Origin of the sequence: Pleionea litopenaei, from assembly GCF_031198435.1 — a bacterium.
Lineage (GTDB): Bacteria > Pseudomonadota > Gammaproteobacteria > Enterobacterales > Kangiellaceae > Pleionea > Pleionea litopenaei.
On record NZ_CP133548.1, the window covers coordinates 716014 to 739328 of the forward strand.

22 protein-coding genes are annotated in these 23315 nt (G+C 40.5%); 9 read left to right on the plus strand and 13 right to left on the minus strand.

Annotation, left to right across the window (positions count from 1 at the left end):
• Positions 1 to 13: 13 nt before the first annotated feature.
• Entirely contained in the window at positions 14 to 496 is a 483-nt protein-coding gene (locus tag Q9312_RS03090; RefSeq protein WP_309203077.1) for a hypothetical protein, read from the plus strand.
• Positions 497 to 678: 182 nt separating this feature from the next.
• Here Q9312_RS03090 and Q9312_RS03095 read toward each other — a convergent pair whose 3' ends face one another.
• The 5 genes from Q9312_RS03095 to Q9312_RS03115 form a co-directional block, all read right to left on the minus strand.
• Positions 679 to 3861 carry an HD domain-containing phosphohydrolase gene (locus tag Q9312_RS03095; RefSeq protein ID WP_309203078.1) on the minus strand — a complete coding sequence of 1061 codons (3183 nt, stop codon included), beginning with the start codon at positions 3859 to 3861 and terminating at the stop codon, positions 679 to 681.
• Positions 3862 to 4007: 146 nt separating this feature from the next.
• The gene (arsJ, locus tag Q9312_RS03100; protein WP_309203079.1) at positions 4008 to 5285 is read right to left on the minus strand and encodes an organoarsenical effux MFS transporter ArsJ; all 1278 of its coding nucleotides are present in this window, start codon (positions 5283 to 5285) and stop codon (positions 4008 to 4010) included.
• Positions 5286 to 5292: 7 nt separating this feature from the next.
• Entirely contained in the window at positions 5293 to 6300 is a 1008-nt protein-coding gene (locus Q9312_RS03105) for an ArsJ-associated glyceraldehyde-3-phosphate dehydrogenase (protein WP_309203081.1), read from the minus strand.
• A gap of 27 nt (positions 6301 to 6327) precedes the next feature.
• On the minus strand, positions 6328 to 6738 hold the full coding sequence (locus Q9312_RS03110; protein WP_309203083.1) for an ArsR/SmtB family transcription factor: 411 nt from the start codon (positions 6736 to 6738) through the stop codon (positions 6328 to 6330).
• Between the two features lie 168 nt (positions 6739 to 6906).
• Positions 6907 to 7461: a cold shock domain-containing protein gene (locus Q9312_RS03115; protein WP_309203084.1), complete on the minus strand. Its 555-nt coding sequence runs from the start codon at positions 7459 to 7461 to the stop codon at positions 6907 to 6909.
• A 340-nt stretch (positions 7462 to 7801) separates the two neighbouring features.
• Here Q9312_RS03115 and Q9312_RS03120 point away from each other — a divergent pair, with 340 nt between their 5' ends.
• Positions 7802 to 8116, plus strand: a complete 315-nt coding sequence (locus tag Q9312_RS03120) for an ArsR/SmtB family transcription factor (RefSeq protein ID WP_309203085.1) — start codon at positions 7802 to 7804, stop codon at positions 8114 to 8116.
• Positions 8117 to 8118: 2 nt separating this feature from the next.
• Here Q9312_RS03120 and Q9312_RS03125 read toward each other — a convergent pair whose 3' ends face one another.
• Genes Q9312_RS03125 through Q9312_RS03140 form a run of 4 tightly spaced genes read right to left on the minus strand, consistent with a single transcriptional unit; the run spans position 8119 to position 13001 of the window.
• Entirely contained in the window at positions 8119 to 8340 is a 222-nt protein-coding gene (locus tag Q9312_RS03125) for a YgaP family membrane protein (RefSeq protein WP_309203086.1), read from the minus strand.
• Positions 8341 to 8350: 10 nt separating this feature from the next.
• Positions 8351 to 9667 (minus strand): hypothetical protein, encoded by a 1317-nt coding sequence (locus Q9312_RS03130; protein ID WP_309203087.1) that lies wholly within the window; start codon positions 9665 to 9667, stop codon positions 8351 to 8353.
• A gap of 1 nt (position 9668) precedes the next feature.
• On the minus strand, positions 9669 to 10475 hold the full coding sequence (locus tag Q9312_RS03135; RefSeq protein WP_309203088.1) for an outer membrane lipoprotein-sorting protein: 807 nt from the start codon (positions 10473 to 10475) through the stop codon (positions 9669 to 9671).
• Positions 10476 to 10493: 18 nt separating this feature from the next.
• Positions 10494 to 13001 (minus strand): efflux RND transporter permease subunit, encoded by a 2508-nt coding sequence (locus Q9312_RS03140; protein ID WP_309203089.1) that lies wholly within the window; start codon positions 12999 to 13001, stop codon positions 10494 to 10496.
• Between the two features lie 159 nt (positions 13002 to 13160).
• On the opposite strand from Q9312_RS03140, the gene Q9312_RS03145 reads away from it, so the two are divergent.
• From Q9312_RS03145 to Q9312_RS03160, 4 genes are all read left to right on the plus strand, one after another.
• Positions 13161 to 13544 (plus strand): rhodanese-like domain-containing protein, encoded by a 384-nt coding sequence (locus tag Q9312_RS03145; RefSeq protein WP_309203090.1) that lies wholly within the window; start codon positions 13161 to 13163, stop codon positions 13542 to 13544.
• A gap of 91 nt (positions 13545 to 13635) precedes the next feature.
• A complete protein-coding gene (locus Q9312_RS03150; protein ID WP_309203091.1) occupies positions 13636 to 14007 on the plus strand; it encodes a helix-turn-helix transcriptional regulator in 372 nt (123 codons plus the stop codon).
• Positions 14007 to 15308, plus strand: a complete 1302-nt coding sequence (locus tag Q9312_RS03155) for a type II toxin-antitoxin system HipA family toxin (RefSeq protein WP_309203092.1) — start codon at positions 14007 to 14009, stop codon at positions 15306 to 15308. The genes Q9312_RS03150 and Q9312_RS03155 overlap by 1 nt, the downstream gene beginning before the upstream one ends.
• A 214-nt stretch (positions 15309 to 15522) precedes the next feature.
• A complete protein-coding gene (locus Q9312_RS03160; protein ID WP_309203094.1) occupies positions 15523 to 16134 on the plus strand; it encodes a hypothetical protein in 612 nt (203 codons plus the stop codon).
• Here Q9312_RS03160 and Q9312_RS03165 read toward each other — a convergent pair.
• The 3 genes from Q9312_RS03165 to purT all read right to left on the minus strand — a co-directional run bounded on the left by Q9312_RS03165 (position 16107) and on the right by purT (position 18712).
• Positions 16107 to 16739, minus strand: a complete 633-nt coding sequence (locus Q9312_RS03165; RefSeq protein ID WP_309203095.1) for a gamma-glutamylcyclotransferase — start codon at positions 16737 to 16739, stop codon at positions 16107 to 16109. The two genes, Q9312_RS03160 and Q9312_RS03165, sit on opposite strands and share 28 nt — an antisense overlap.
• An 87-nt stretch (positions 16740 to 16826) precedes the next feature.
• Positions 16827 to 17363, minus strand: a complete 537-nt coding sequence (locus Q9312_RS03170; RefSeq protein WP_309203096.1) for a M15 family metallopeptidase — start codon at positions 17361 to 17363, stop codon at positions 16827 to 16829.
• A 158-nt stretch (positions 17364 to 17521) separates the two neighbouring features.
• Positions 17522 to 18712, minus strand: coding sequence for a formate-dependent phosphoribosylglycinamide formyltransferase (gene purT, locus Q9312_RS03175; RefSeq protein WP_309203097.1), 1191 nt, complete (start codon positions 18710 to 18712; stop codon positions 17522 to 17524).
• Between the two features lie 253 nt (positions 18713 to 18965).
• Here purT and Q9312_RS03180 point away from each other — a divergent pair, with 253 nt between their 5' ends.
• Together Q9312_RS03180 and Q9312_RS03185 are read left to right on the plus strand one after the other, a co-directional pair.
• Positions 18966 to 19316 (plus strand): YciI family protein, encoded by a 351-nt coding sequence (locus Q9312_RS03180; RefSeq protein WP_309203099.1) that lies wholly within the window; start codon positions 18966 to 18968, stop codon positions 19314 to 19316.
• Between the two features lie 148 nt (positions 19317 to 19464).
• Positions 19465 to 20805 carry an RNA polymerase sigma factor gene (locus tag Q9312_RS03185; protein ID WP_309203100.1) on the plus strand — a complete coding sequence of 447 codons (1341 nt, stop codon included), beginning with the start codon at positions 19465 to 19467 and terminating at the stop codon, positions 20803 to 20805.
• A gap of 97 nt (positions 20806 to 20902) precedes the next feature.
• On the opposite strand, the gene Q9312_RS03190 is transcribed toward Q9312_RS03185, so the two are convergent.
• Positions 20903 to 21670, minus strand: a complete 768-nt coding sequence (locus Q9312_RS03190) for a hypothetical protein (RefSeq protein ID WP_309203101.1) — start codon at positions 21668 to 21670, stop codon at positions 20903 to 20905.
• 433 nt (positions 21671 to 22103) lie between these two features.
• Here Q9312_RS03190 and Q9312_RS03195 point away from each other — a divergent pair, with 433 nt between their 5' ends.
• The gene (locus Q9312_RS03195; RefSeq protein WP_309203102.1) at positions 22104 to 23198 is read left to right on the plus strand and encodes a helix-turn-helix domain-containing protein; all 1095 of its coding nucleotides are present in this window, start codon (positions 22104 to 22106) and stop codon (positions 23196 to 23198) included.
• Positions 23199 to 23315 lie beyond the last annotated feature (117 nt).

The window sequence follows — 23315 nt, forward strand, 5'->3', positions numbered from 1 at the left end:
TTGGGTATTGACCATGTTAATTAAAAAAACATTCCTATTCTCCACTATCAGCGCTATTGTTCTAACGCTACTTGCTTGTAATTCCTCAAGCAATGAAGGCGATCAGCAGACGAAAAAGCAAGCTAGCGAGCCTAAATCGAGTAACACCGCTCAAACTGTCGCCGATACCAATAATTCACAGAATAATGAAGAGCTTCCCGAGTATTTAAAAAATTTACAGTGGGTCGTTGAAGCAGACGTAGAGAAAGACTTAAAAGCGGCAGTAGAAAAAAGTGACTATTCATTTTTGACGCTAGCAAGTCGAGTTCCAGTGGTACCAGGCATTGACCCAAATGAGGCAGCAGATTTGATTAGTCGTTGCGGACAAAAATACATTCCAGGGTTAGGCGACGTTATTTTTGACGACGCACACGAAAAGTTGCACAGCAAAGCGATGAGCTATGCAAAGCAGTACAACAAAGAGCTCCTAAAGTATTGCAAGGAAGCCTCTATGTAATGAATTGAATTCTAGTAATCGCCATTATTACAACCTACTTTAAATACATAATTTAGGCACCGATCACTATTCCGATCACTATTCCGATTACTATTCAGTAATACACTGCAAGATTACTCGATCTAAGATTTTTCAGATCAAAAGATAATATTTTATATTCGACATAAAAATATCGAAAAATCTTAGGCAATTCCTACCAGCAAACTATCTTCTTCTACTTTGTCGAACTGTTCTGCCATTAAACAACTTTCGGCATAATCTTGATAGACCTTTTCTTCGATGAACAAACGGAAGAGCTCAGGGTCTATGTGCCCTTCTAGCGCCATGTTGCGCATTATGAATAAAGATTGAGAAAGCGTCTTAGCTTTTTTGTAGGGCCGGTCTGAAGCTGTTAGCGCTTCAAAAATATCTGCTATAGCCATGATTTTCGCTGGAATTGAAAGCTGATCGCCAGTTAAACCACGCGGATAACCTCCTCCATTCATCTTTTCATGATGACCACCGGCATATTCAGGTACTTTAGACAGTTCCTGAGGTAAAGGCAGAGTCTCTAACATTCGAATTGTGGTAATTATGTGCTCATTAATAATAAAACGGTCTTCATCCGTGAGCGTTCCCTTTTTAACACTTAAATTGTAAAGCTCGCCTAAATTCTGCTTAACCGCAGGGGCTTGTAAAGTAAATCCAAAGACTTGGTACTTATCGCTACTATTTTCACGAATTTTTATGTGCTCCTCTCGATCTTGCAGTAAGCTTTCAATAGCTGGCGCATCAATTTTTGAAAAATCTTTAATAAATTCTTGTTCATCAGGGGAAAGACCAAGTCGATCATCTAAGTTCCTTACCCAGGTTCTCTTTGCAATAGACGTTAAGCGATCAATCTGCTCGTCATCCATAAACTCACTACCAACATTACAACTAGCGACAAAAGCAAAGTCATCTTTGATCCGTTGGTGTTCTATTTCTAATTCACTTTTGTATCGCGAAACCTGATCGGGATTCTCCAATATTTTTTCGAAATACGAAATCTCAGCGTCGCGCCAAAGTACTTCAAATCGCATTCTTATCTCATGTATTCGATTATAAATCGATTCTAATTTACTGCCTTTATCGACAATATGTTCTGGAGTGGTTATTTTCCCGCAATCATGTAACCAAGCGGCCACCTTAAATTCTCGCCACTCATCTCGAGAGCTAAATTGAAAGTTCTTTAAATTACCCTTGTTTGACTCACACGCTTTTTCTGCCAAAAGAAACGCGATCTTAGGGACGCGTTCGCAGTGGCCTCCTGTATAGGGAGACTTTTCATCGATTGCCTGCGCTATTAATCTAATAAAGGCATCCATTAGTTCTCTTTGAGCGACTTCATAGTCACAAATAGACTCAGAAAGGTTGACTAGCGATAAAGATAATTGATGTATTTCTCGAATAACCGTAGGTGTATGCTTTACCTTTTCAAACTCTCTTCTTCTAATTTTATTATTTTCATGTACGAGTAAATTAATCGGTTTTACAATCGATGATACAGAAATCATAACAATCGGTATCAGTAGTAAAAGCAGTGCACACGTAATGCCGATAGCTATCCATAAGTCACGTTTAAAGGAAAACTCTGCTTCATCTTTTTCAACGAGCAATCCGATGAATTCTTTTCGGTTACTATCGATAAATCCGTCAATCTCATCGACAAAGGCATAATGTGCTCGTCCGTCGATTAACATAGAAAAAGAGGTGCCTTGTCGTGACGATTGCTTTGCGTAGTCTAGTAACTTTGCGCTAGGTAATTTTCCGGAGGTTAGCTGACTTTCGGTCGTACTATCTTTATCAGAAAATACTAACCAATGACTTCTTAATGAGTTCTTAACCTTATCATCCATTTGATGATAAGCCTTATTCAACAATGGAATTAACGGCTGGTGTTCTTTTCTCACTAAAAAATGCAGGGCGAATAACGATTGATTTAACGAATCAGATAAAACAGGCGAATAACTTAAGTTTTCAAGAAAAAAGTAATGTTCGTTATATTTTAAGACTGTTTTGTGATCAATAACCGCGTCTAACTTATCATCTCTAAGTAATTCAAGCGCACTCAAAGTGTCGTCAGTTTCTATAAACACTTCTTTCGGAAGAATTCGCTTTAAATATTGGGTGACCGCATAGCCTCTTTGTGCAGCAATTCTTAACCCTTGGAGATCGTCTATTCTGTTAATTTTATATCCTTTCCTTTGATCGGTGACTGCGACTATTTCTGGTAAAGTAATCGGAACACTAAAAGCACCAAACTCTTCTCTTTTGTTGGTTCGCATCATCGATAGCATTACATCTACCTTTCCATCGTAGAAAAGATCCATTAACTCTGGAAACTGGTACCCATTTACGAAGGTCAGCTCGATTCCTAGTTGTGATGAAAGAATTTTAAGCAACTCAACACTATAGCCTCTAGGTGTACCACTCACCGTATACTCAAAAGGTGGATAGTCATTCATATTGGCGACTTTTAATGGCGGGAGCGATTTCAAGTAGCTCTTTTCGAAAGACGTTAATGGTATTTGGAGTTTAGGCGTTAATTTTGGCGTTTCTTTGCCTGAGTTGTAAGCAGTTATCATTCCATTCTCATCGAAGATAAACGATCGGCTAGTATTAGGAAACTGAGAGTTTCTTAGTAATTGGTCGAGACTCGATGTCAACGTGGTGGCCCCCACCACGGCGCCTTTGTCGGTACGAATTGAATAGCTTGTGCCCGGGCGTTGAATAAACTGGAATAAATAAGGCGGCTTCTTGGTAACTTTATCGACAACCGCTTCTTCAAACCATGGGCGGTCACTTGCGAAATAATCACTTGCTTGATATTTTTCAAAGCGAACACTCAAATCGTCGTTAAGATACTGAGTGATACGAACTCTTTGTCCGTCAACATTGAGTATTTTTACCTTCACCCAACGATCGTTTGGAGCAGCCTGCCAAACCTCTCGTAGATTACTGGCGGCTTCTAAGTTGGAAACTTCTAAATAGTCGCCATTCGAAAACCCAATAAATAATGAAAAAATACCATTAGTCTCGTGCAGTAATTGAGCCATATCTTGAGCAAGTGGATGCGTTTTCTTAGGATGCAGGGCTTCATCGGTATTTCGATTATTCTTAAGCGAGAAGGCAAAGCTAATCCCCGTCTTCTCTAGCTCTAGCGACCTTTCAGAGGTGCGCTCAGCAATTTGATAAAATTGTTTCTCGGCAGCCAAACGGACAGATTTCATTCCAAAAAAATAATGTAATGACAACGACATGGCAGCGACTAACCCACAAACCAAGAAAAAGGTCGTCAGAATGGTCAGCCGAATGGTGATCCGCCGATTCTTTTTGTTATGCATGGTGCGGTTTCCATCGTAAATTAATGATTCCACAAGGAAATATTAGTTTAATTATGAAAGGAAACCCAATTTTTTCGAACGATAACCTTAGATAAAATCTCTACAAGAGTTGAGCTAATAGCGAGTTTTTAGTCTTAAGTATCAATTTACGTTTGCATAGGGTTTGTCGATCGGTTTGGCGATTGGTTCGGCAGTGCCAAAGAGATTATCCATGTAATTGCAATAAACCCTGCCGCTACCCATAAGCATAACTCAAGCCCATTAAGCTGAAATAGCCAGCCAGACAATACAGTCCCGATCAACCGCCCCATTGCATTAGCCATATAATAGAATCCAACGTCCATAGAGACACCATCTCTTCTTGAATATTGAATAATCAAATAGCTGTGCAGCGAAGAATTGATAGCAAAGACAAAACCAAAAAGAATTAATCCTGGAATTAACCAACTCCACAATGCTTGATGACTGGTGATCGCCAGAGAAAGCATTACCGCAAAAAGAATTCCTGACCAAATTAAAGCTTGGCGGCGTAATTGCTGAAACGGCACAGTACCCATTGGCAAATCATTTGACAGGCTCGGCTGTTGGCGCACTGGCTGCGTCAGCAAAGGAGCAACGCTTTGAATAACGCCATAGCCAATAACCCATATCGCTAAGAAACTACCGACTTGCCAGTGATCCCATGAAAAATGCTGAGATAGAAAGATAGGAACCGCAATAACAAACCAAACATCGCGAGCGCCAAATAAAAAACAACGCGCAGCAGAAAGAACGTTAACCGCTTTGGATTTCGAAAATATATCGGTGAATTTCGGCTTAAAGCTAGATTGAGCGAGTTCACGTCTTAAGGTAAATAGACTGACTATCCATATCGTTGCAATAAGCAAGCACAGTAGTAAAATCGCGAACCAAAATCCTACGACCGCCAACAATAAGCCGCCAAGAAAAAAACCGACTCCTTTTAGCGCATTTTTAGAGCCGGTTAAAAATGCTATCCAACGAAAAAGTTGTTGATTTTTATTTTCTGGAATAAGAACTTTAATGGCACTTTTGGCACTCATTTTATTCAGATCTTTTGCGATACCAGAAAGTGCTTGAGCGATCATGGCCCAAATAACGGATAACCAACTATTAGGAACCAGAAGCATACTCAGTGCTATTACTTGTATCGCTAACCCTATATTCATGGTTTTATTCAGACCTAGTCTTGCGCCTAACCAGCCACCAACTAGGTTTGTTACAACACCAAAGAACTCATAAAATAGAAAAAGCGATGCAATTTGCAACGGACTGTAGTCTAAGCCATAGAAATAGAGCACCACTAGCATTCTTAGTGCGCCATCGGTCAGCGTAAAACACCAGTAATTAATGGTGATCATCAAATATTGACGCAGTGCATCTCTATCAGAAGAAAAACGAGTCATTAATCGATTACAAGCCTTGTTCGATAATCATTTCTGCCAATTCTACCGTACGATTTATGTAACCCCACTCATTGTCATACCACAAATAAATTTTCACTTGTGAATCATTCACTACCATTGTAGACAAAGCATCGACAATGCTTGACCGTGGATCGGTCTTGTAATCGATCGACACGAGTGGACGAACTTCATAACCTAAAATATCTTTTAAGTAAGTCGATGACGCTTCTTCAAAGAAACGGTTGACCTCTTCAACGGTTGTTTTTCTTTCCATTTCAAAAACACAGTCAGTTAACGAAGCATTCGCTAGAGGTACTCGAATGGCATGACCATTAAGACGCCCTTTCAATTCAGGGAATATATGGGTGATTGCAGTAGCCGATCCTGTCGTCGTAGGAATTAAACTCATTCCACAGGCTCTTGCTCGCCTTAAATCTTTATGAGGCGCATCAAGAATCGTTTGAGTGTTCGTTAAGTCATGAACCGTGGTAATGCTGCCATGTTTTATTCCTATTTTTTCATGCAACACTTTAACTGCGGGTGCTATACAATTAGTGGTACATGAAGCAGCGGTGACGATTGTGTGAAGCTCTTTACAATACTCATGTTGATTGACTCCCATCACAACGTTAAGCACGCCCTCTTCTTTAACCGGCGCGGTCACTACGACTCGTTTTACGCCTTGATTTAGATACCCTTCTAATTGTGCTTTGGTTTTAAATTTGCCGGACGCCTCGATGACTAAATCACAATGACTCCAGTCATTTTCTTCTATGGTTTTAAATTGAGAGCATTCAATCCTTTGTTCTTCGACAATCAATGTCGAGTCTTTTGCAGCGACTTGTCTTTGCCACTGACCATGAACGGAGTCAAAGTTAATGAGATGAGCAAAGGTTTCGGCATCACCAGCCGGATCGTTAACTTTTATAACTTCGATTTCTGAATTATCGAAAAGTCGACGAAAGCACAGTCTGCCCATTCTTCCGAAACCGTTGATTCCTATCTTTATTTTCATATCAGACACTCGTAACTAATGATTCAATTAACCACACAACCGACCTGCTCTTTCCGGCCGATTGCCCATTTTCTGCAGACGTTCAAGTGCGCCTTGCAACGTCACGGCAAAACTAGCATCGACCTCCACTGTACTGGCTCCAAGAACGCCCTGTAACAGATCGTACAACCAAGTAGGTAATCCATCTATTAACCGATAGTAGACCCACTGGCCGCGGCGCATATCATTAAGCAAACCAGATTTCTTTAATATCGCTAGATGGCGGGAAACTTTCGGCTGACTAACGCCCAAAGCATGAGTAAATTCGCAGACACAAAGCTCAGACTCTTTTAACACCAGCCATAGGATCGCTAATCGAGTAGGATCAGATACTGCCTTAACAACTTTTAATGTTTCTTGCATTTCTAACGAATGATCCATTTTCTCGCTGTTGTTCAAGAGTTACCTTAGCTTTACTTTGATTCATAGACTATTTGAAGGCTTTATATATGGATATCCATATATATTCAAGCAAAACTTAAGCGCCGTGCTCTGATAATTTAGATGACATCTAAAAATCGCTTACATACATGATTTGCGGTTCAAATATAATTAACGTTTAACGGCTTACTCTGTATTGGATGATTTGTCTTTATTGAATATTTGACGCTTTTGAGTCGGAGCAAGCTCAGTGGGAGTGACTTCGTAAGCTTGTAACTTACCTTCATCAGAAACTCTCGCTTTAAATTCGACTTTTTGCTGTTTAATCAAATACTTAAAGCCATCAAGTTGAATTTCTGAGTAATGAAAAAAAGCAGGTACTTTGAACTCTTCAGCTCTGATGAAGCCGTAGCCTTTTTCTCGATAGTAGTTCTGCACAATACCTTGATAAACCTTCCCTTCTTCAACCTCAGGTACATACCCTTCTAAATGATCGTCATTTTGCTTCTTTTGAAAATGATTATCATTACCATGATTATGTCGAGCTCTTTGCTGATTTGGTCGATTTTTTTTCGGCTTGTTTTGGTATTGTGGATTACCTTCAGAATAGTTTTCTGAATAATGGTCAGAGTATTCAGCCGTATTACCCGATTGGCCAGCATTCGATTTTTTCTTTCGATTAGGATGATCATTTTTACGTCGCTTTTTATTAGCGACCATAAATTCGTGACTCGTTAACATAGTCTTATAGGTTCCGACCTGAAAGTGATTAAGTGAAGTAACGTCTAGGTATATACCCTAAGTTTAAGTCCTCAATTAGAATTTATCAATTTTTGAGCGGTTTTATTATTTATAACCAGTGTGAATATTGATATTGTGTTTCCCTAAAAATCAACAATACCGATTAAAATGAGTTTCACAACTTGAACGTGTAATGACAGTTAAGAGTCTGTCGAATTATCGTAGTTCCGTTATACAACTTCATTTACAAAAAAGCAGAGGCATCTAGATAACTTCCTTTTACACAATAACATATTAGATTATACTAATTTAGAGCACTTCACTTTTTAGACGTAAAATCATGACAAAACCGACTGAAGCAAACAATCGTTTAGATCTACAACAACATGCAGCTGAGGCAAGCCGTTTGTTAAAAGCGTTAAGTAACGAAAGTCGACTACTCATACTTTGTTTGTTAAGTCAGGGTGAAATGTCAGTAACAGAATTAAATGAGAAAGTGACTATCAGTCAATCGGCCCTTTCACAACACCTAGCGGTTTTAAGAAACGACCATCTAGTTGAAACACGCCGAGAATCGCAAACTATTTACTACTCGATTGCGAAAGGCCCGGCAGCGCAAATTATCAATACGCTGCACGGTATCTATTGTCCTTAATCTTATGGGTTTTGTTGCAAAGCGATCTCTCGCTCAGTTTTAACTTTAAAAACTTTTCTAAACACGATAGTCGCAGGACAAAAACCTGTAAACGATTGTTGAAACAAATTTGCTCCAATAAATACCGTGAACCAGATAAACCCGGGATGTACCCATTGAGTCAAAGCGACTGATAGTAACACCATAAAACCCGCAAACGCGGTTAAAACTCGTTCTGCAGACATAAAACACCTCTCAATAATTGTAACGGAGTCGAACAAAAACCTGACTGTTCTCTTGGAACTGTCCCCAAAAACTAAAATCATTCTCTCCACCGAACCAATAAACACCACCTGAAAGACTTAAATCATCGCTATACCGGAAGCTGCTACTGAGTCTAAGGTGATAATCTTTATCATCAGGCGAGTAAAATACGAACAAAGAGTTCATTAATTTTTGTTGCATAGCTTGATGAGTTACTCGAGCAGTTAGAAGTTTATGAACCTCAGCCTGCTCTTGCGAAGGCACTGCGCTGTTCGCAATAAGAGCCTGGTAATCATGAGTTTTATCTAATACCAATTGAAACGATCCGGTTACATTAGTCATTAATTCATGCTCAAACCCTAACAACAACTTAAATTGGTCATTTGGAATCATTGGATTTGTGCCGTTAGCATCATCAAGGCTGTTGTATGAACCCAGTTCAACAGAACCTATACCACCTGCAATGGGTGCTCGAACACTCGCCCCTAACACCTCTAGTCGAGGAAAAAAAGGAACGCCCAAGGCATTGGTGCCCTTTGGCGTCTTGTGGAAACCTGAGTAGGTATAAAATGCCCACTCTAATCCGTCTATCTTTCCATAAATTCTAGTTGCCAACTCATCATCACTAGACAAGGGTTTCGCTACCGGAAATAGCTCTGGCTGAACAATACCAAAACCGGGATAATAAAAACTAAGACGCTCACCGTTGATATAGTTATCTGAGTCGAACTCAGGTGAATAGACTAAATTGAAACTTACTTTCTCGCCAAACCAAGAGAGCTTCATGGCATCAGAAGGTGCTTTTAAATACTCATCGTCTCTACCAACAAAAAATGACTGCCAATCTTTTGGAAATAGATCATTGATAAACACTAAATCTCCGGTACCCCAGGTAAGAATTTGCCGCCCGACCTTTAACTCAAAATTATTTCCAATTGGTATCAAAGCGTTCGCTTCTCGTACATGAGCATCCCACCCTTTTTCTACAATCCCGTCGTAAAAGAAATCACCCTTAAATTCAAATTGCGTCGTACTTAACGTATCTTTCCACTCAATGCGACCACGTAGCTCTTGCAAAGCATCGCGATTACCAACATCAGCATCAACTTTTCTCGACAAGGCCGCTTCTATAAATCCATGAAACAGACTCTCTTTACTCGACTCATCCCAAGTATCTCCCCACTCGCTATCTCCCCACTCGGATTCAGCGCTATTTTCATTGTTTAATGCCACGGTTTCTTGCGAAACCGTTAGCGTTAAAAGTACTGCAATAGCAATTGGTAAGTTATTAACTATCGAGAATCGCATTCTACTGTCTCTTTAACCATTGAGCAGGAGGATTTCTTAATGAACGTTCACTAAATACACTCTCGGGTACTCCCAAGTCATATTTCATGAATGCAAATTGCATTAAGGTATAGCCATTTAGTTTATGGTCCGTGATTTTTGACTCAATTACAGTAGGAAAGCCTTGAATAACTTCAACCTTTTGAACTTCTACTGAACGTATTAAATGATCACTTGAATCGAAGTACTTAATCTCCATAGGCAAAAATGTTTCTTTATCTATTTTAGTTGTATAGTACTTAAACTCTACGGATTCAGGATTTTTTGGACGATGTTTTAACTGATAAAACTTATCATCTTGTCCAGTTAACTCATGAATATCTTCTGAAGGCGGTCTTCCAGAAACATCTTCGTAGTAATAATGAGATCCTACAAAACTGGTGCGTTTATCCCCCGCCGAAATACGTTTTACCAAATCTAGTCCGGGTAAATATAACCATCGATCATCATCTGCTTTAGGGTGTTTATTCACTAGAAAACTGGTTCCGCTTACATCTGAGGGCCGACTAAAAACAACGAGAAAGTTTTGGTCATCACCATCGATTACATCTTGGCGCAAAATCACAAACTGTCGTAGTTGAGTGCGACCTTGTGCATCAACAATTTTCATTCGCGCATCACTGCGCCCGTCTTTGCCGGCATAATAAGAGGCTAAGTTTGCCTTCTCAACGATAGCATCGGCAGTCAAGCTCTCGCTAAAACCACTTATACTACCAGCAAGCAAGGTTATAACGGACGTGAGTTTTAACCATTTAGAAAACTGATTCATATTGTTTCTCCGTCTCAACTAAGATTTAAAAATCCAGCGTTTAAATACATTCATTACCGCTGGTAACATAAGCAAAGTCACTAGCGCCGAAGCTGCCATAATACTGGCTAGAAACACTCCAACAGTGATGTATGGAACCAAAGGTGCAAATAGCAGCGGCGTAAAACCTACGGCTATCACGATAGCGTTTCTACTGATCGCTCGACCAGGCTCATCAAACATTAATGACATGGTTTTTCGAAAATCCTTGGTCTCTTCAAAGAGAGAGCGAGTTCTTTCTAAGAAATGTATCGCAAAGTCGACTGAAAGCCCCAAAGTTAACGCAGATAAGACTGCAATGGGCATATCATAGTCTTTTCCAATCCACCCAATTAACCCATATATAAAAGTAATGGTTAAAGTCAGCGGAAGCATGGCAAGCAAACCAAAAACAAACGAGCGGAATAAAACAATCATCATTATGAGCACAACGACGAATGCACTGCTTAAACTCTCCAACATCCCTTTAACCATTGCATCTTGCCAAACCACATTGATATAGGTTTTACCCGCCCAATTTAAAGACATGCCTTCCGGTAAAGGGTTCTTAGATACATAATTTTCTACGGCTTTAATAACTTTTGACATATCTTGATTATCACCACTGGTTAGTTGTATCCAAATATTGGTACGACTAAAGGTAGGATTCACCATTCGCCATAGATCTTGCGGCCGATGCGAAGATTGAAACTGTAAAAGAGCCTGTGCGACGCCTGCCTGAGTCTCTGGAAGGCGGTAATCTTTAGATTCACCACTGAACAATTCACGATTGACCGTTTTAATTAAATCGGTCATGCCATTCGTTTTACCAACGAGTCCTGTTTCAAGAAGTGCTTGTTGTAAGTTTGCTAAATACTCCAGATTACTTGGTTGAGTGAAATAATTAAGTCGTTTTTGATACTTATCACTAATCGCTAATAGACGCTCTAGTGTCTCTAGGTTAGCAGACTCCGCTGAAAACATAAGATCATCTATCTTACTAATTTGAACGCCAATATTAATGTCTTCAAGTAACTGTAACTCACTCGCTAACTCACTGTTATTAAGGTCATCAATAACTTGGCTGTATTCCTTTCGATAATTGGCTAACACTTCTTCTCGATCACTGTTTGTCAGCACAAGGAATGCGTCATAGGTGCCAGCAAAGTGATGATTTAAAACCTCATCAGCAACGCGAATCGGATGGTCTTCTTTAAACCAACGAACAGGGTTGTCATTAATTTGTATTTTACTAATTCCAATCAGGCTAACCACGAAAACCGCACTAAATAGTAAGATCAGTGTTTTAGAACGAGCCAAAGTTATACGGTTAAACCAGCCTAAAACTCTACTATCACCAGATCCTTCTCCATGCATTTTATCTTGCAAAGTTTTGAGTTGTTCAGGTGTCATTCTAGAGATATAAGCTGGCATAAAAATGATCGTCCAGAAGAAAGCCAACATGATCCCAAAACCGACAAACAATCCGAATACTTGCACTGGAGGAATTGGCGTTAACGCCAGCGACAAAAAACCAACAGTCGAAGTCACCGATGTATAAAGCATGGGAGTAAATAGATGACTGACGACTTCTTTCGCTACGTCTTTTGCGTTGCGTCCGGGTTTAAATCTATCTGCAAACTCAGACATAATATGCACCGAATCTACAACGGCTATTGGCATTAAGAATATAGCGATCATGGAACTCATGATATGAACGGTAAACCCACACGCAATGAGTAAACCCATGGTGCTAATCACCGTCGACATCGCAACGATCATCGGTGCAATAACTAACTTTAAGTTCTTAAAGAAAACAAGCATCAGAATAAAAATCATGAGCGCGGCCATTGGCGCAGAGATTCCCATTTGAACAAACATTTCAAAACCAAAAGTATCTTCTGCGACCGGTAATCCAGTGATATGAAAGTCAGCATTACCTTTAAGTTGCTCAGCGTATGATTGAATGTCTTGAGAAATTCGATAACTTTCATTTTTATCAATAATTGGAACATAAATCGTTGCAGCCTTGTCATCTGCTGACACCAAGGTATCTAATAGCAAGGGCAGTCGTTTGACATGGTTAGCAAGATTTTTAGCTTGAGCCTGATTCTCTGGTGGTTGACTCATCATCCATTCAAATCGCAAGGTGCCACCTTCCCCTTGCAAAATATTATCAACCGTACTTAACGACATTAAATCGGGTTGCACAACCCCTTCAATGGCCAGAATGTGTTTAGTTAACTCGTGAATATTCGCTAAAGTAGATGGATTGTATATGCCTTCTTCATCAACAACGCCAACGACAATGGCGTCGTACAATGAAAACTCTTTCTTAATTTGATTGTGAAACACTCGGTCGGCTTGTGTTTCTGGCAGCATATTTTCAGGATCGGTATCGATCTGAATCATAGGAATAAAAGCAGCCAACCCAAAGGTCACTATGACCATGAGTAAGTAAACTTGCTTCGCCTTTTGCAATGAGAAGTTAATAAATCTATCTTTCATCTTTGAGACCTTAGGTGAATATCGACTGTTTAACGCAGTTTATATTAGATATTACTAATTTAAAGGCTATTGTATATTAGAAATATCTAAATTACAATGTTTGAAAATGAATTTATTAGTGACTCGAGTATAGGTTAACCCGCTCTTTGGAGAAAGAATATGCAAACAGCTAATGATATGGTCGCCGCGGCCAAACTGGACATTACCGAGGTTTCACCTCAACAACTTCATGATGCAATCGGAGAAACACCCATCATAATTGATGTACGGGAGCCAGGAGAATATAGCGAAGGCCACGTATTTGGTGCGATTAATATTCCTAGAGGCGTACTAGAGTTCCAAGTTGAGGGACACCCAGCGGTAGCTCAAAAGCTCGCGCCCGAGTTACAACTCAAAGAAGCGCCTATTTACCTCTATTGCCGTACAGGCGGCCGCTCCGCTCTTGCTGCACAAAGCATTCAGAAAATGGGTTTTAAAAATGTTTATTCACTAGCCGGTGGATATCTAGGCTGGGAAGCCGCTGGATTTAGTGTTCAAAAATAGTCATAAGATTTAAAATTAATAGGTAATATACTTCCCTTTCTAGCTAAATTAGCTATTATAAGAGTATTATATTACCTATTATTAGAGTGCAATGTCAGATTTGAATGAGTACAGTGACGAAGCCATTTGCCAAGAGTTATTTGAACGTATTGAAGCCATTCGTTTAGAAAAAAACCTTACCCAGCAATCATTGGCCGACGAGCTCGACATTACCACAAAAACTTACCGAAATATTGCAACCGGAAAAACTCGACTTCAGGTCTTGATTGGCGTTTTACGAGTATTAGACAGGCTCGATGTGATTGAAAACTGGATACCCGACGAGCCGATGAGCCCTCTCTTGATGGCCAAGTTAAAAGGTAAGCAAAGAAAACATGCTAGCCCAAAAAAAGGTTCGAGCCATGGCACTTCGCTTAAGTCGGATGCTAAAAATACTGCTAACAACGACGAGATAGACTGGTAATGGCCCAAAAGCATCAATATGCAGAAATTTACTTTCAAAATAAGTTTGTTGGAGCATTGGGTTATGTGACTAACGACTTAATAGCAACCTTTGAATATTCGCCAGAATGGCGACAAAGTGGAATAGAGTTATCTCCCATTAAAATGCCATTAAGTGCAACTAAGTATCGCTTTCCCCAACTTCCTTTTCCAACGTTTCGCGGTCTGCCAGGTTGCTTTGCAGACGCGTTACCAGATGACTTTGGAAACGCAGTGATCAATGCCTGGCTCGCAAGACAACAACGATCGCCAGACTCTTTCTCAGCCATTGAGCGACTCCTCTATACGGGTAAAAGAGCAATGGGTGCACTTGAGTTTAAGCCAGCTATTCAACGTTATAACAAAGTGAGTAAGCTTGAACTTGACGCCCTTATAGAAATGGCACAAGCAGTGTTTAATCAAAGAAACGACTGGAGCGCTCAATTGGATGAACAGTCAGACGAAGCCCTACAGCAAATACTTCAAGTCGGAACGTCTGCCGGTGGAGCGCGAGCAAAAGCAGTTATAGCGATGGATCCGCTGCGCCAACAAATTGTAAGTGGTCAAGGAAATGTCCCCGACGAGTTTGAGCATTTTGTCATCAAATTTGATGGTGTCGTTCAAACGGATAGTCACCGGGAAACGTTTGGAGATCCTTTTGGGTTTGGTAGAATGGAATACGCTTACTACCTTATGGCTGTTGAAGCCGGTATTGAGATGATGCCCAGTGAGCTCCTTATTCAAGGTGAACTTGCTCACTTCTTAACAAAACGATTTGATCGCGACAAGCAACATAAAATTCATTACCAATCACTGTGTGCATTAACCCATGTCGATTACAAACAACCGGGGCTTTACAGCTATGAGCAGCTGTTTGGGTTGTTGAGAAAGCTGAAATTAAAGCGTAAAGAAGCATTAGAACTTTTTCGTCGCATGACGTTTAACGTGATTATGCGCAATCAAGACGACCATACAAAAAATTTCGGTTTCATTATGAGTAACTCCGGCCAATACCAATTGGCGCCTGCTTTCGACGTGGCCTTTTCGTATAAGCCCGGTTCCCCATGGGTCGCTCAACATCAAATGAGTATTAACGGCAAACGAGACCACTTTTTAAAAGAAGACCTACTAGCCGTTGTTCCGCCTTCTTTAAAAAGCGATGGGCTGCAAATTATTGAAGAAGTCTTAGATATCGCAGTACAATGGCCGACGTTCGCCGAAAGAGCAGGTGTATTTCCTGAGTTACAACAATTTATTGGTGAGTCACTGCGATTAAAACTATAACACTCTTCACGGTTTGACCATGCCATTCTTGCTAAGATTTCTCTCATTCATATCAGTTGAATGCCGAGAGGCGACGTTAATAAGTTTAGAATTAAAAATGCAAGCACAAAAAAACGTTAAATGCTGTAACTATTAATTTTTTATTGCGCCAAAAACGAGCTTTGAAGTTTGCTCACTGTAACAACATACCGACTAAATGTAAGGAATCTAAGTTATGGCAAGCCACTGCCGCGGATGTCAAAGAGAAATATCTTGGGGTAACAAAGACTGTCCTTTTTGTGGTCAGAGCAATAGTTCGATCAGCGGCTTCTTAAAGTTCATTAGCTTATTAACATTATTCCTGTTTATCAGTGGCTCGCTGGGCTATGGGTATGCAGAGTGGCAAAAAAAGCACTATCAAGAAGAAATTAAAAGCTCATACGATCGACAAATACAAGAGCTATCACAGGCAAATCAAGCAACTGAGAACAAAAATCAAGAACTGATTGAAGAACGCTCAAGTCTTCTCACCCAAGTCGACAAGCTTAAATCAGCTCAATCAAGCAGTAATAATGCGTCAGATGAACAGATAGCAAACCTTAAACAGCAACTCGATAATGCTGAACAAGAAGCCAAACGGCAAGAAGGTAGAGCCAGCTGGTTAGGAAAGGAAAATCAACGATACAAAGACGAACTAGAATCTCTCAAGCTGCAGGTGAACAACCTTCAACAACAACTTAAAGCGGCATCATCACAACCATCCACACTTAACATTCCCGAAACAACTCAAGACTCGGGTCAAACAAATGAAGAGAAAGATCAAACACCTGTAGACAGTGACCAATAGGCAGACTCGATATCAAACACATGGTCACCTCTTACCCCAAGATCTCTTAACGAGTCAGCTAACCTTAATAGATATTCGCTGTTAGCACCGCTTGGACCATGGGACTGGGAAATTTGGCGTGCAATTTCTTGATCGGTTGCTGGACCTAAAAATGCCTCATTGTCTGGAGAAGCGTGATAAACAATTCCGGGGACTTCAACCAATGAGCCGCTATTTAATTCACTGTCAAATTGTACTGCGGCCGAGCGTGTTTTGTCAGTCTGAGTCAAAAGCTGAATGTTGATCGCTTCTCTTAAGTATCCATTTTTCTCTCGATGGTCTAAAAACTCAAAGACGCTTGCATTGATCTTGTAAGCCATTCCAATACAACGATGTCCTGTTTCTTTGACAAGCGTTAACACTCTCCCTGGATGACTTGGCGTTCCTCGGTGATCATGACTACCCTGCCAAAACCGTCGAGCCCACCCTGTTATTGCCGCGGGTCGGCTTTCTAGATAGTCAAAGTCTACTTTATGAATAAGCGAGCCATAACCAAAAATCCAAACAGATTCAGTTGGCTTAAATTCGAAACGACGTTGATTCAATGCCTGCGTATCTCTACTCATGAACTACAATAAGAAAAGTTAAGTTACGATTGCTATTCATTATTTCTCTGACGCTTTTGCTATTCACTGACTTTTACGGAGCCTTGCTTAAGAAAACCGCTGCTCCATGATAGAATTTATTTGTTCCAGTGAAAAACCTCGAGACGGGTTGGCTAGTTTTTTGAGCTGAACATGAGGCCAATCTTTAAACGACCGCCAAAAACCACCGGCAGTCAGACCGAGTAACTTAGCCTGTTCGGCATAAACCTGGTACCCGTTTTTACCTGAAACCTTCCGCCTTGTCGACCATTCAGCACTGCCATCGATTAGCCAAAAGCAATCCACGGCTTCCCCCCACTGATGCCAAGAAAAGCCAGGTAATGCATTGGTAACATGTCGACCATTTTGCGGGCCTACGCTTTCGATGCAATGGGCTAAGAACGGAGCCCCATTTTGCTGAAAGGTTTTGATTTGCTGAACGACTTGCTGAGTTGTTCTTGATTGGCGCCACAACTTTCCTTGCTCAAATGGTGATCTAAGCGTGCAGAAAGGTCGCATCGGATACCCAAGCTGCTCGCAGTTAGCCAGTAATTGCTTAGTTTTTTCTTGAAACGTTAACTCTAAGTCTTCAATTTTTCGAGACATTCGCCACTCCTTGCTTATCAATGATTACAATGTGGCGCTACCTCCTGTACAACCGCAAACCACCGTGTTTCAACTAACTAATCTTTACTATAGCAGCTAACAACGCAATTATAAAAAGTAGCAGGCGATTAGCAGCCTGCCGTAGACTTTAATGTCGTCTAGAATTCTACGTCGACTTTTGACGAAACCGTTTTTGCTAACTCAATGGCATCTTCAACAGTTTCAGCTCGGGCTAAGGCAACCCCCATTCGACGGCGACCATCAATGACGGGCTTACCAAATAAACGGACTTGGGTATTTGGGTATTGCAACGCCTTGTCTAATCCAGTGAATTTTAATTGGGAGGATTTACCTGTCGGTAGAATAACACTTGAGGCAGAAGAACCGTGGTGGGCAATATTAGGAATTGGTAGCCCTAATATTGCTCGTACGTGCAACGCAAACTGAGACAAGTCTTGTGAAATTAACGTCACCATTCCGGTATCATGGGGGCGCGGGGAGACTTCGCTAAAATAAACGTGATCACCTTTGATAAAAAGCTCAACACCAAAAATACCTCGTCCAGATTCGCCGCAAAGTGCGTTTGTAATTTTTTCAGCAATTTCTTGTGATCGTTGCAAGGCTACTTCAGTCATTGCACAAGGTTGCCACGACTGACGGTAATCACCATCTTCTTGAACATGTCCTATTGGCAAACAAAAACTAATGCCGCCATTATGGCGTACGGTTAGCAAGGTAATTTCATAATCGAAATCAACAAATCCCTCAATGATCACTTTACCATGTCCGGCTCTTCCGCCCTCCTGTGCATACTGCCAAGCTGCAGCAACGTCGTCACTCGACCTAATTAAGCTTTGTCCTTTGCCCGATGAACTCATAATAGGTTTAACGACACAGGGAAAGCCTATTTCTTGAACGGCACGATTAAACTCCGACTCATCTGAAGCAAACGCGTAGGGAGACGTTGCTAGGCCGAGTGTTTCTGCCGCTAAAGTCCGAATACCTTCTCGGTTCATGGTAAGCTGCGTTGCTTTAGCAGTTGGTATAACATTGAATCCTTCAGACTCCAGTTCTGCTAGTGTATCAGTCGCAATGGCTTCTATTTCTGGTACGATAAAGTGCGGCCGTTCGGCTTCTACTAACTTTCTCAAAGCACTACCATCAAGCATATCAATCACATGACTTCGGTCGGCTACTTGCATTCCGGGAGCATTTTCATATCGATCAACGGCAATAACCTCAACGCCTAGCCGCTGTAGCTCAATAATAACTTCTTTTCCTAGCTCCCCTGCTCCACATAACATTACGCGCGTCGCAGTCTTTGAAAATGGCGTTCCGATAGTGCTCATAGTCGATCCTGTAATAGTAAGAAAATCCGGGTGCGATTATACGCCATATTGTTAAAGAGAAAAAATTAATGTCAAATATGTCGATATTGGAATTTAATAAACGTCTAGTTAAAGGGAGTGTTAAAACTTAGTCTCACGTTAGTAGATAAGCCGAATCAAAATATTGGCGGCTTTCATCAACTATCTAGCAATAGCTAACCCTACTAACACCTCCTAAACATCAAGTAACTAAACTAAATATAAGGAATAAGCGATGCAGTTTTTATGTTTGATATACGAAGATGAGTCTATCGTAGATGGTAATACCGATGAGCAAAACCAAGCTCTCTTTGCTGACTATATGAAGTTTACCGAATCGGTAAAGGCTTCAGGCAACCTCGTTGCTGGTGATGCACTGCAACCAACGTCAACGGCAACGACCGTTCGCGTTCGAAATGGTCAAAAAGAACTGTATGATGGGCCTTTCGCAGAAACCAAAGAGCAACTCGGTGGTTACTATTTACTCGAGTGTCAATCATTGGATGAGGCTATCGAACTGGCTTCTAGAATTCCGAGTGCACAATATGGAAGCATAGAAGTGCGGCCTATTATGATGTTTGAATAGTCCATAGAATGAAGTGGCTGGCTCTTATTGGATAACTTTCTTAATTGAATTGCATTTTTAATTTAAACATGTTCTCGATTGATAGGATTCAGTAAGAGCCTTGTATAAAGTAATTAGATAGCAGAAGCCGTTGGCTGGATAATCTCGTGTGAAAGACTTAAATATCCGAAACAAACCCGTTCAAAAAACCAAGAGTGCAACTGCACAAGTTAGTGGCAATAGTGCCTTTATTAATACATCAATTAAAATCGCCTATCCTCAAGTATTGTCAAAATTAATCACTAAACTGAATGATATCAGTCTCGCTGAAGATGCTTTACATTTGGCCGTCGAAAAAGCCTTAGTGTCATGGCAAAAAGACATGCCTAGAAGTGCAGCAGCTTGGTTGATTACCGTAGCCTATCGCTGTGCAATTGATACGATACGTCATCAGCAAAAGACAACCAATATTTCAAATGACTCTTCGCTTGAAAGCTCTTATGATCTAGAAGACAGTTTAATTTATACAGAAGACTTCAATGAATCTGCGTTGCGTTTGAGTTTTCCAGATGATCTATTACGACTGATATTTACTAGCTGTCACCCAGCACTTGAGCAAAAGACTCAAATGGCACTGACATTAAAGCACGTCCTGAATTTTAGCAATCTAGACGTTGCAAATGCACTCGTTACAAGCGAGTCAAATGTGCAGCAGCGATTAGTTAGAGCAAAAAAGAAAATCGCCTCTTCAGGCATAGTGTATGAAGTTCCAAAGCCTGCTTATTGGAAAGAAAGAATCCATGCAGTGCTTAATACTATCTACTTACTCTTTAATGAAGGATATTTTACGACTCGAGAAAATACCTTAATCAATCGTAGTCTTTGTCGAGAAGCAATCTACTTAGCTCGTTTATTGCACAAATGCTGCCCGAAAGAACCTGAGGCGACTGGATTACTCGCCCTTCTTCTACAACTCAATGCTAGAGCTGACGCAAGAACGGATGAAAACCTGGAGCTCTTAACATTACAAGAGCAGAATCGAAGCCTATGGGACCAAAACGCTATTGTCGAGGGCAATCACTTGACTGAAAAAGCATTAAAGCTAGGTAAAGGAACTCCGTTTGCGATACAAGCTGCCATTGCTAGCTTACATAATCAAGCCAAGTCATTTGAAGAAACAGACTGGCTACAAATTGTTTTTCTATACCAAAAACTTAGGTCACAAACCACCAACCCTGTCGTTGAACTAAATTATTGGGTCGCCTTTAGTGAGTTACCAACCCATATTTTTCCAAACGCCCTTGAACATGCGATCAATCAAATTCACCAACTTTCAAACGTTTTGACTGACTATCGACATTATCATACTGTCTTAGCCGGTCTTTACTTCAAGTTTTCTAACTTCAAAACAGCATTGAAGCACTTTAACTTAGCCTATCGAATTGCAATATCTAGCCAGCAAAAAAACTTTATAAAAAAAAGAATAGCGATATGTAAACTAAATCGTTAAAGAGCAATTTTGATGGAACACTCAAGGGCCAACCGATATAAGACATTTTTACTAGGCCCTCAAGTATATTCGAGTTTTATATCAGGTTTTTAACACATTAATTACCGTCATTAATCTGCATAATGGTTGTCTTAACTTTACCCGCATAGCTACCAATCGAACGTCCATCAATAGTAATTTCACTTTGATTCTGATTGGTACCACGAATCAAAACCGAAAACTGATGCGTTCCAGCATTGAGTTGAGTTGGAAGTGTCACATCCCAACTAGTACCGCCACTCGATAGATTATCGTCAGAAACCATTCTAATCGTCTCAACAGCACCTAATGCAGGTGTCGTACCATCGATTTGAATCGCGATGTCTAAACTACTAAAGGCACTAAAACTTGTAAGATAAGCCTCTCCTGTCGCACGAATAACCACAGTCGTATTGTCGTTATCAACATTAAAGCTAATTTCATTAAGACCAGGAATTGGATAGTACTGATAATTAGTTTCTACCGTTTCTGCAGGCGTTTGATTTCCAGATGTAGATGGAATAATAATTGTACCGTTGGCATCGTTTCTAACGAAAAATAAATCCGTTGCATAATAGGCATCGTATTTGATGGAAAAATTATTCTGCGGTTGAGCTTCTAAGACTTCCACCCTATTCGTCAATGCCGTTAATGCAGCTTCTAAAGTTGTTATTCGATTATGATTATCGTTCACTGACGTTGCTGTGGCTGAAAAGTTGTTATTGACCTCCGAGGCTTTAGCCGGAGTGTTCGCCTGGAATGTATTGGGTATTGTTAATTCACTTGCAGTACTCAATTGATGACTGAATAAAGTAACAACACTCACAAATAATAAAAAAGATTTCATGCCCATTCTCCTTGGTCCCAAATCATCATATCCCAGTTAGTTTCTACTTGAATTGGTGGTATTCCGTTATTAGGCGGATCATTCTTACTACTCCCTCCGCAACTTACTATCAATGTCGTGAAAACTATATAGGCTAAATATTTCATAGTCCCTCCTTTATCTTTTTATTTAGCCAACAACTGCCATTTTTAAAACATGGCGACTTCCTTGCTGGTGCTATCGCTCTTGCCGATGCTATAGCTGAATCAAGATAACATGAAGAGATACTCAATGCGTAATCGATTGCTCCCTCTTGTGTTGTTAAAAATACCAACAGATGATGCCGATACTGAGTAAAGCTAGACTAAAATACTAAGATCCTTTAGCAAGTCATTGGTTTCGTTGTAGATCTTAGTTACACTTTCTAAAGTATTAGACGATAAAGCAATGCACAATGCCTGGAAACCTAGTTAATCTTGCTCAAATACTACTGATTTATGCCTCTGTTTTAGGCATTGCACTTCTTGTGCCTAAAAGACGCTTTCTGGGGCTCACTTTGTTCTCAGTTTTTATCATTCTTTCAATGTTCTTAAATTTACTCGAAGAAATAGGTCCGCTAAAAAAGATATGGCTAGTGACGCCAGCCTTACTACTGCTCAAAGGGCCATTATATTATTTGGTGGTCTACACAATGGTATCAACTGCGCCAAACTTACCTAAAGGATATTGGCTACATCTGATACCATCGATCGTCTCAATACTTTTAACGGCTTGGCCTCAGTGGATAATCGCGGTTGCAACAGTCAGTCAAATTATCTACCTCTACTATGCCGCTAAACTGATTAAGTTTTACCAAACAACTACCGAGAACCATCGCTCAGACGCTATCGACTTAACCCTCAATTGGGTCCGAGCCGTGCTATTTACCCTCGCAATTCTCGCGATCTATGATCTTACTCGGTTAAACCTACAGCCTTATATAACAGCCGCAACCAATACCAATGGACAACTGATTGGTACCGTTATGGGATTATTGGTCTATAGCTATTTGCTGGTAAAAGCACTCAAACAGCCAAGTTATTATTCCGGGTTAACTGATCATTCAACAAAGACCGAACTCCATTCAAAGGAATACAAACATAGTGTTCAGATACAAGAGGCTGATGGACAAGTTGGCACTACAAACACTGACAAAAGCCACTACCAAACACTATTCCAAGAAATTGAAAAGACCATTGTTGCTGAACGACTCTATTTAAAGCCAAGACTTTCACTCGCAGACGTTGCGAACGCCACAGGCTTTCTCACACGAGACATATCCATTGCCATTAATCGAACAGCGAATCAAAACTTCAACGATTACATCAATTTATTCAGAATCAACGCAATAAAACAGGAATTAAACCAACGAGACAGTGCCAATATAAACCTACTCGACATTGCTCTCGAGCATGGTTTTAACTCTAAATCGAGCTTTAACCAAGTCTTCAAACGGCTTAGTGGAACAACGCCAAAAGCCTTTATCGACTCAATTGCCAAGCCGAACTAACTCTATTATTGGCCTAAATGATAACTTCATAAGGGTAATATCATGATTTCATTAGGGTGATATCATGATTTAGGACGGCGACTCGCGGTCTTTAAGCCATTCTCTACCCATCGATAA

What these genes read in the sequence shown, in the direction of transcription:
- Q9312_RS03090 (WP_309203077.1), top strand. Translation starts at nt 14, where the DNA reads ATGTTAATTAAAAAAACATTCCTATTCTCCACTATCAGCGCTATTGTT.
- Q9312_RS03095 (WP_309203078.1), bottom strand. Translation starts at nt 3,861, where the DNA reads ATGCATAACAAAAAGAATCGGCGGATCACCATTCGGCTGACCATTCTG.
- arsJ (WP_309203079.1), bottom strand. Translation starts at nt 5,285, where the DNA reads ATGACTCGTTTTTCTTCTGATAGAGATGCACTGCGTCAATATTTGATG.
- Q9312_RS03105 (WP_309203081.1), bottom strand. Translation starts at nt 6,300, where the DNA reads ATGAAAATAAAGATAGGAATCAACGGTTTCGGAAGAATGGGCAGACTG.
- Q9312_RS03115 (WP_309203084.1), bottom strand. Translation starts at nt 7,461, where the DNA reads ATGTTAACGAGTCACGAATTTATGGTCGCTAATAAAAAGCGACGTAAA.
- Q9312_RS03120 (WP_309203085.1), top strand. Translation starts at nt 7,802, where the DNA reads ATGACAAAACCGACTGAAGCAAACAATCGTTTAGATCTACAACAACAT.
- Q9312_RS03125 (WP_309203086.1), bottom strand. Translation starts at nt 8,340, where the DNA reads ATGTCTGCAGAACGAGTTTTAACCGCGTTTGCGGGTTTTATGGTGTTA.
- Q9312_RS03130 (WP_309203087.1), bottom strand. Translation starts at nt 9,667, where the DNA reads ATGCGATTCTCGATAGTTAATAACTTACCAATTGCTATTGCAGTACTT.
- Q9312_RS03135 (WP_309203088.1), bottom strand. Translation starts at nt 10,475, where the DNA reads ATGAATCAGTTTTCTAAATGGTTAAAACTCACGTCCGTTATAACCTTG.
- Q9312_RS03140 (WP_309203089.1), bottom strand. Translation starts at nt 13,001, where the DNA reads ATGAAAGATAGATTTATTAACTTCTCATTGCAAAAGGCGAAGCAAGTT.
- Q9312_RS03145 (WP_309203090.1), top strand. Translation starts at nt 13,161, where the DNA reads ATGCAAACAGCTAATGATATGGTCGCCGCGGCCAAACTGGACATTACC.
- Q9312_RS03150 (WP_309203091.1), top strand. Translation starts at nt 13,636, where the DNA reads ATGTCAGATTTGAATGAGTACAGTGACGAAGCCATTTGCCAAGAGTTA.
- Q9312_RS03155 (WP_309203092.1), top strand. Translation starts at nt 14,007, where the DNA reads ATGGCCCAAAAGCATCAATATGCAGAAATTTACTTTCAAAATAAGTTT.
- Q9312_RS03160 (WP_309203094.1), top strand. Translation starts at nt 15,523, where the DNA reads ATGGCAAGCCACTGCCGCGGATGTCAAAGAGAAATATCTTGGGGTAAC.
- Q9312_RS03165 (WP_309203095.1), bottom strand. Translation starts at nt 16,739, where the DNA reads ATGAGTAGAGATACGCAGGCATTGAATCAACGTCGTTTCGAATTTAAG.
- Q9312_RS03170 (WP_309203096.1), bottom strand. Translation starts at nt 17,363, where the DNA reads ATGTCTCGAAAAATTGAAGACTTAGAGTTAACGTTTCAAGAAAAAACT.
- purT (WP_309203097.1), bottom strand. Translation starts at nt 18,712, where the DNA reads ATGAGCACTATCGGAACGCCATTTTCAAAGACTGCGACGCGCGTAATG.
- Q9312_RS03180 (WP_309203099.1), top strand. Translation starts at nt 18,966, where the DNA reads ATGCAGTTTTTATGTTTGATATACGAAGATGAGTCTATCGTAGATGGT.
- Q9312_RS03190 (WP_309203101.1), bottom strand. Translation starts at nt 21,670, where the DNA reads ATGAAATCTTTTTTATTATTTGTGAGTGTTGTTACTTTATTCAGTCAT.
- Q9312_RS03195 (WP_309203102.1), top strand. Translation starts at nt 22,104, where the DNA reads ATGCCTGGAAACCTAGTTAATCTTGCTCAAATACTACTGATTTATGCC.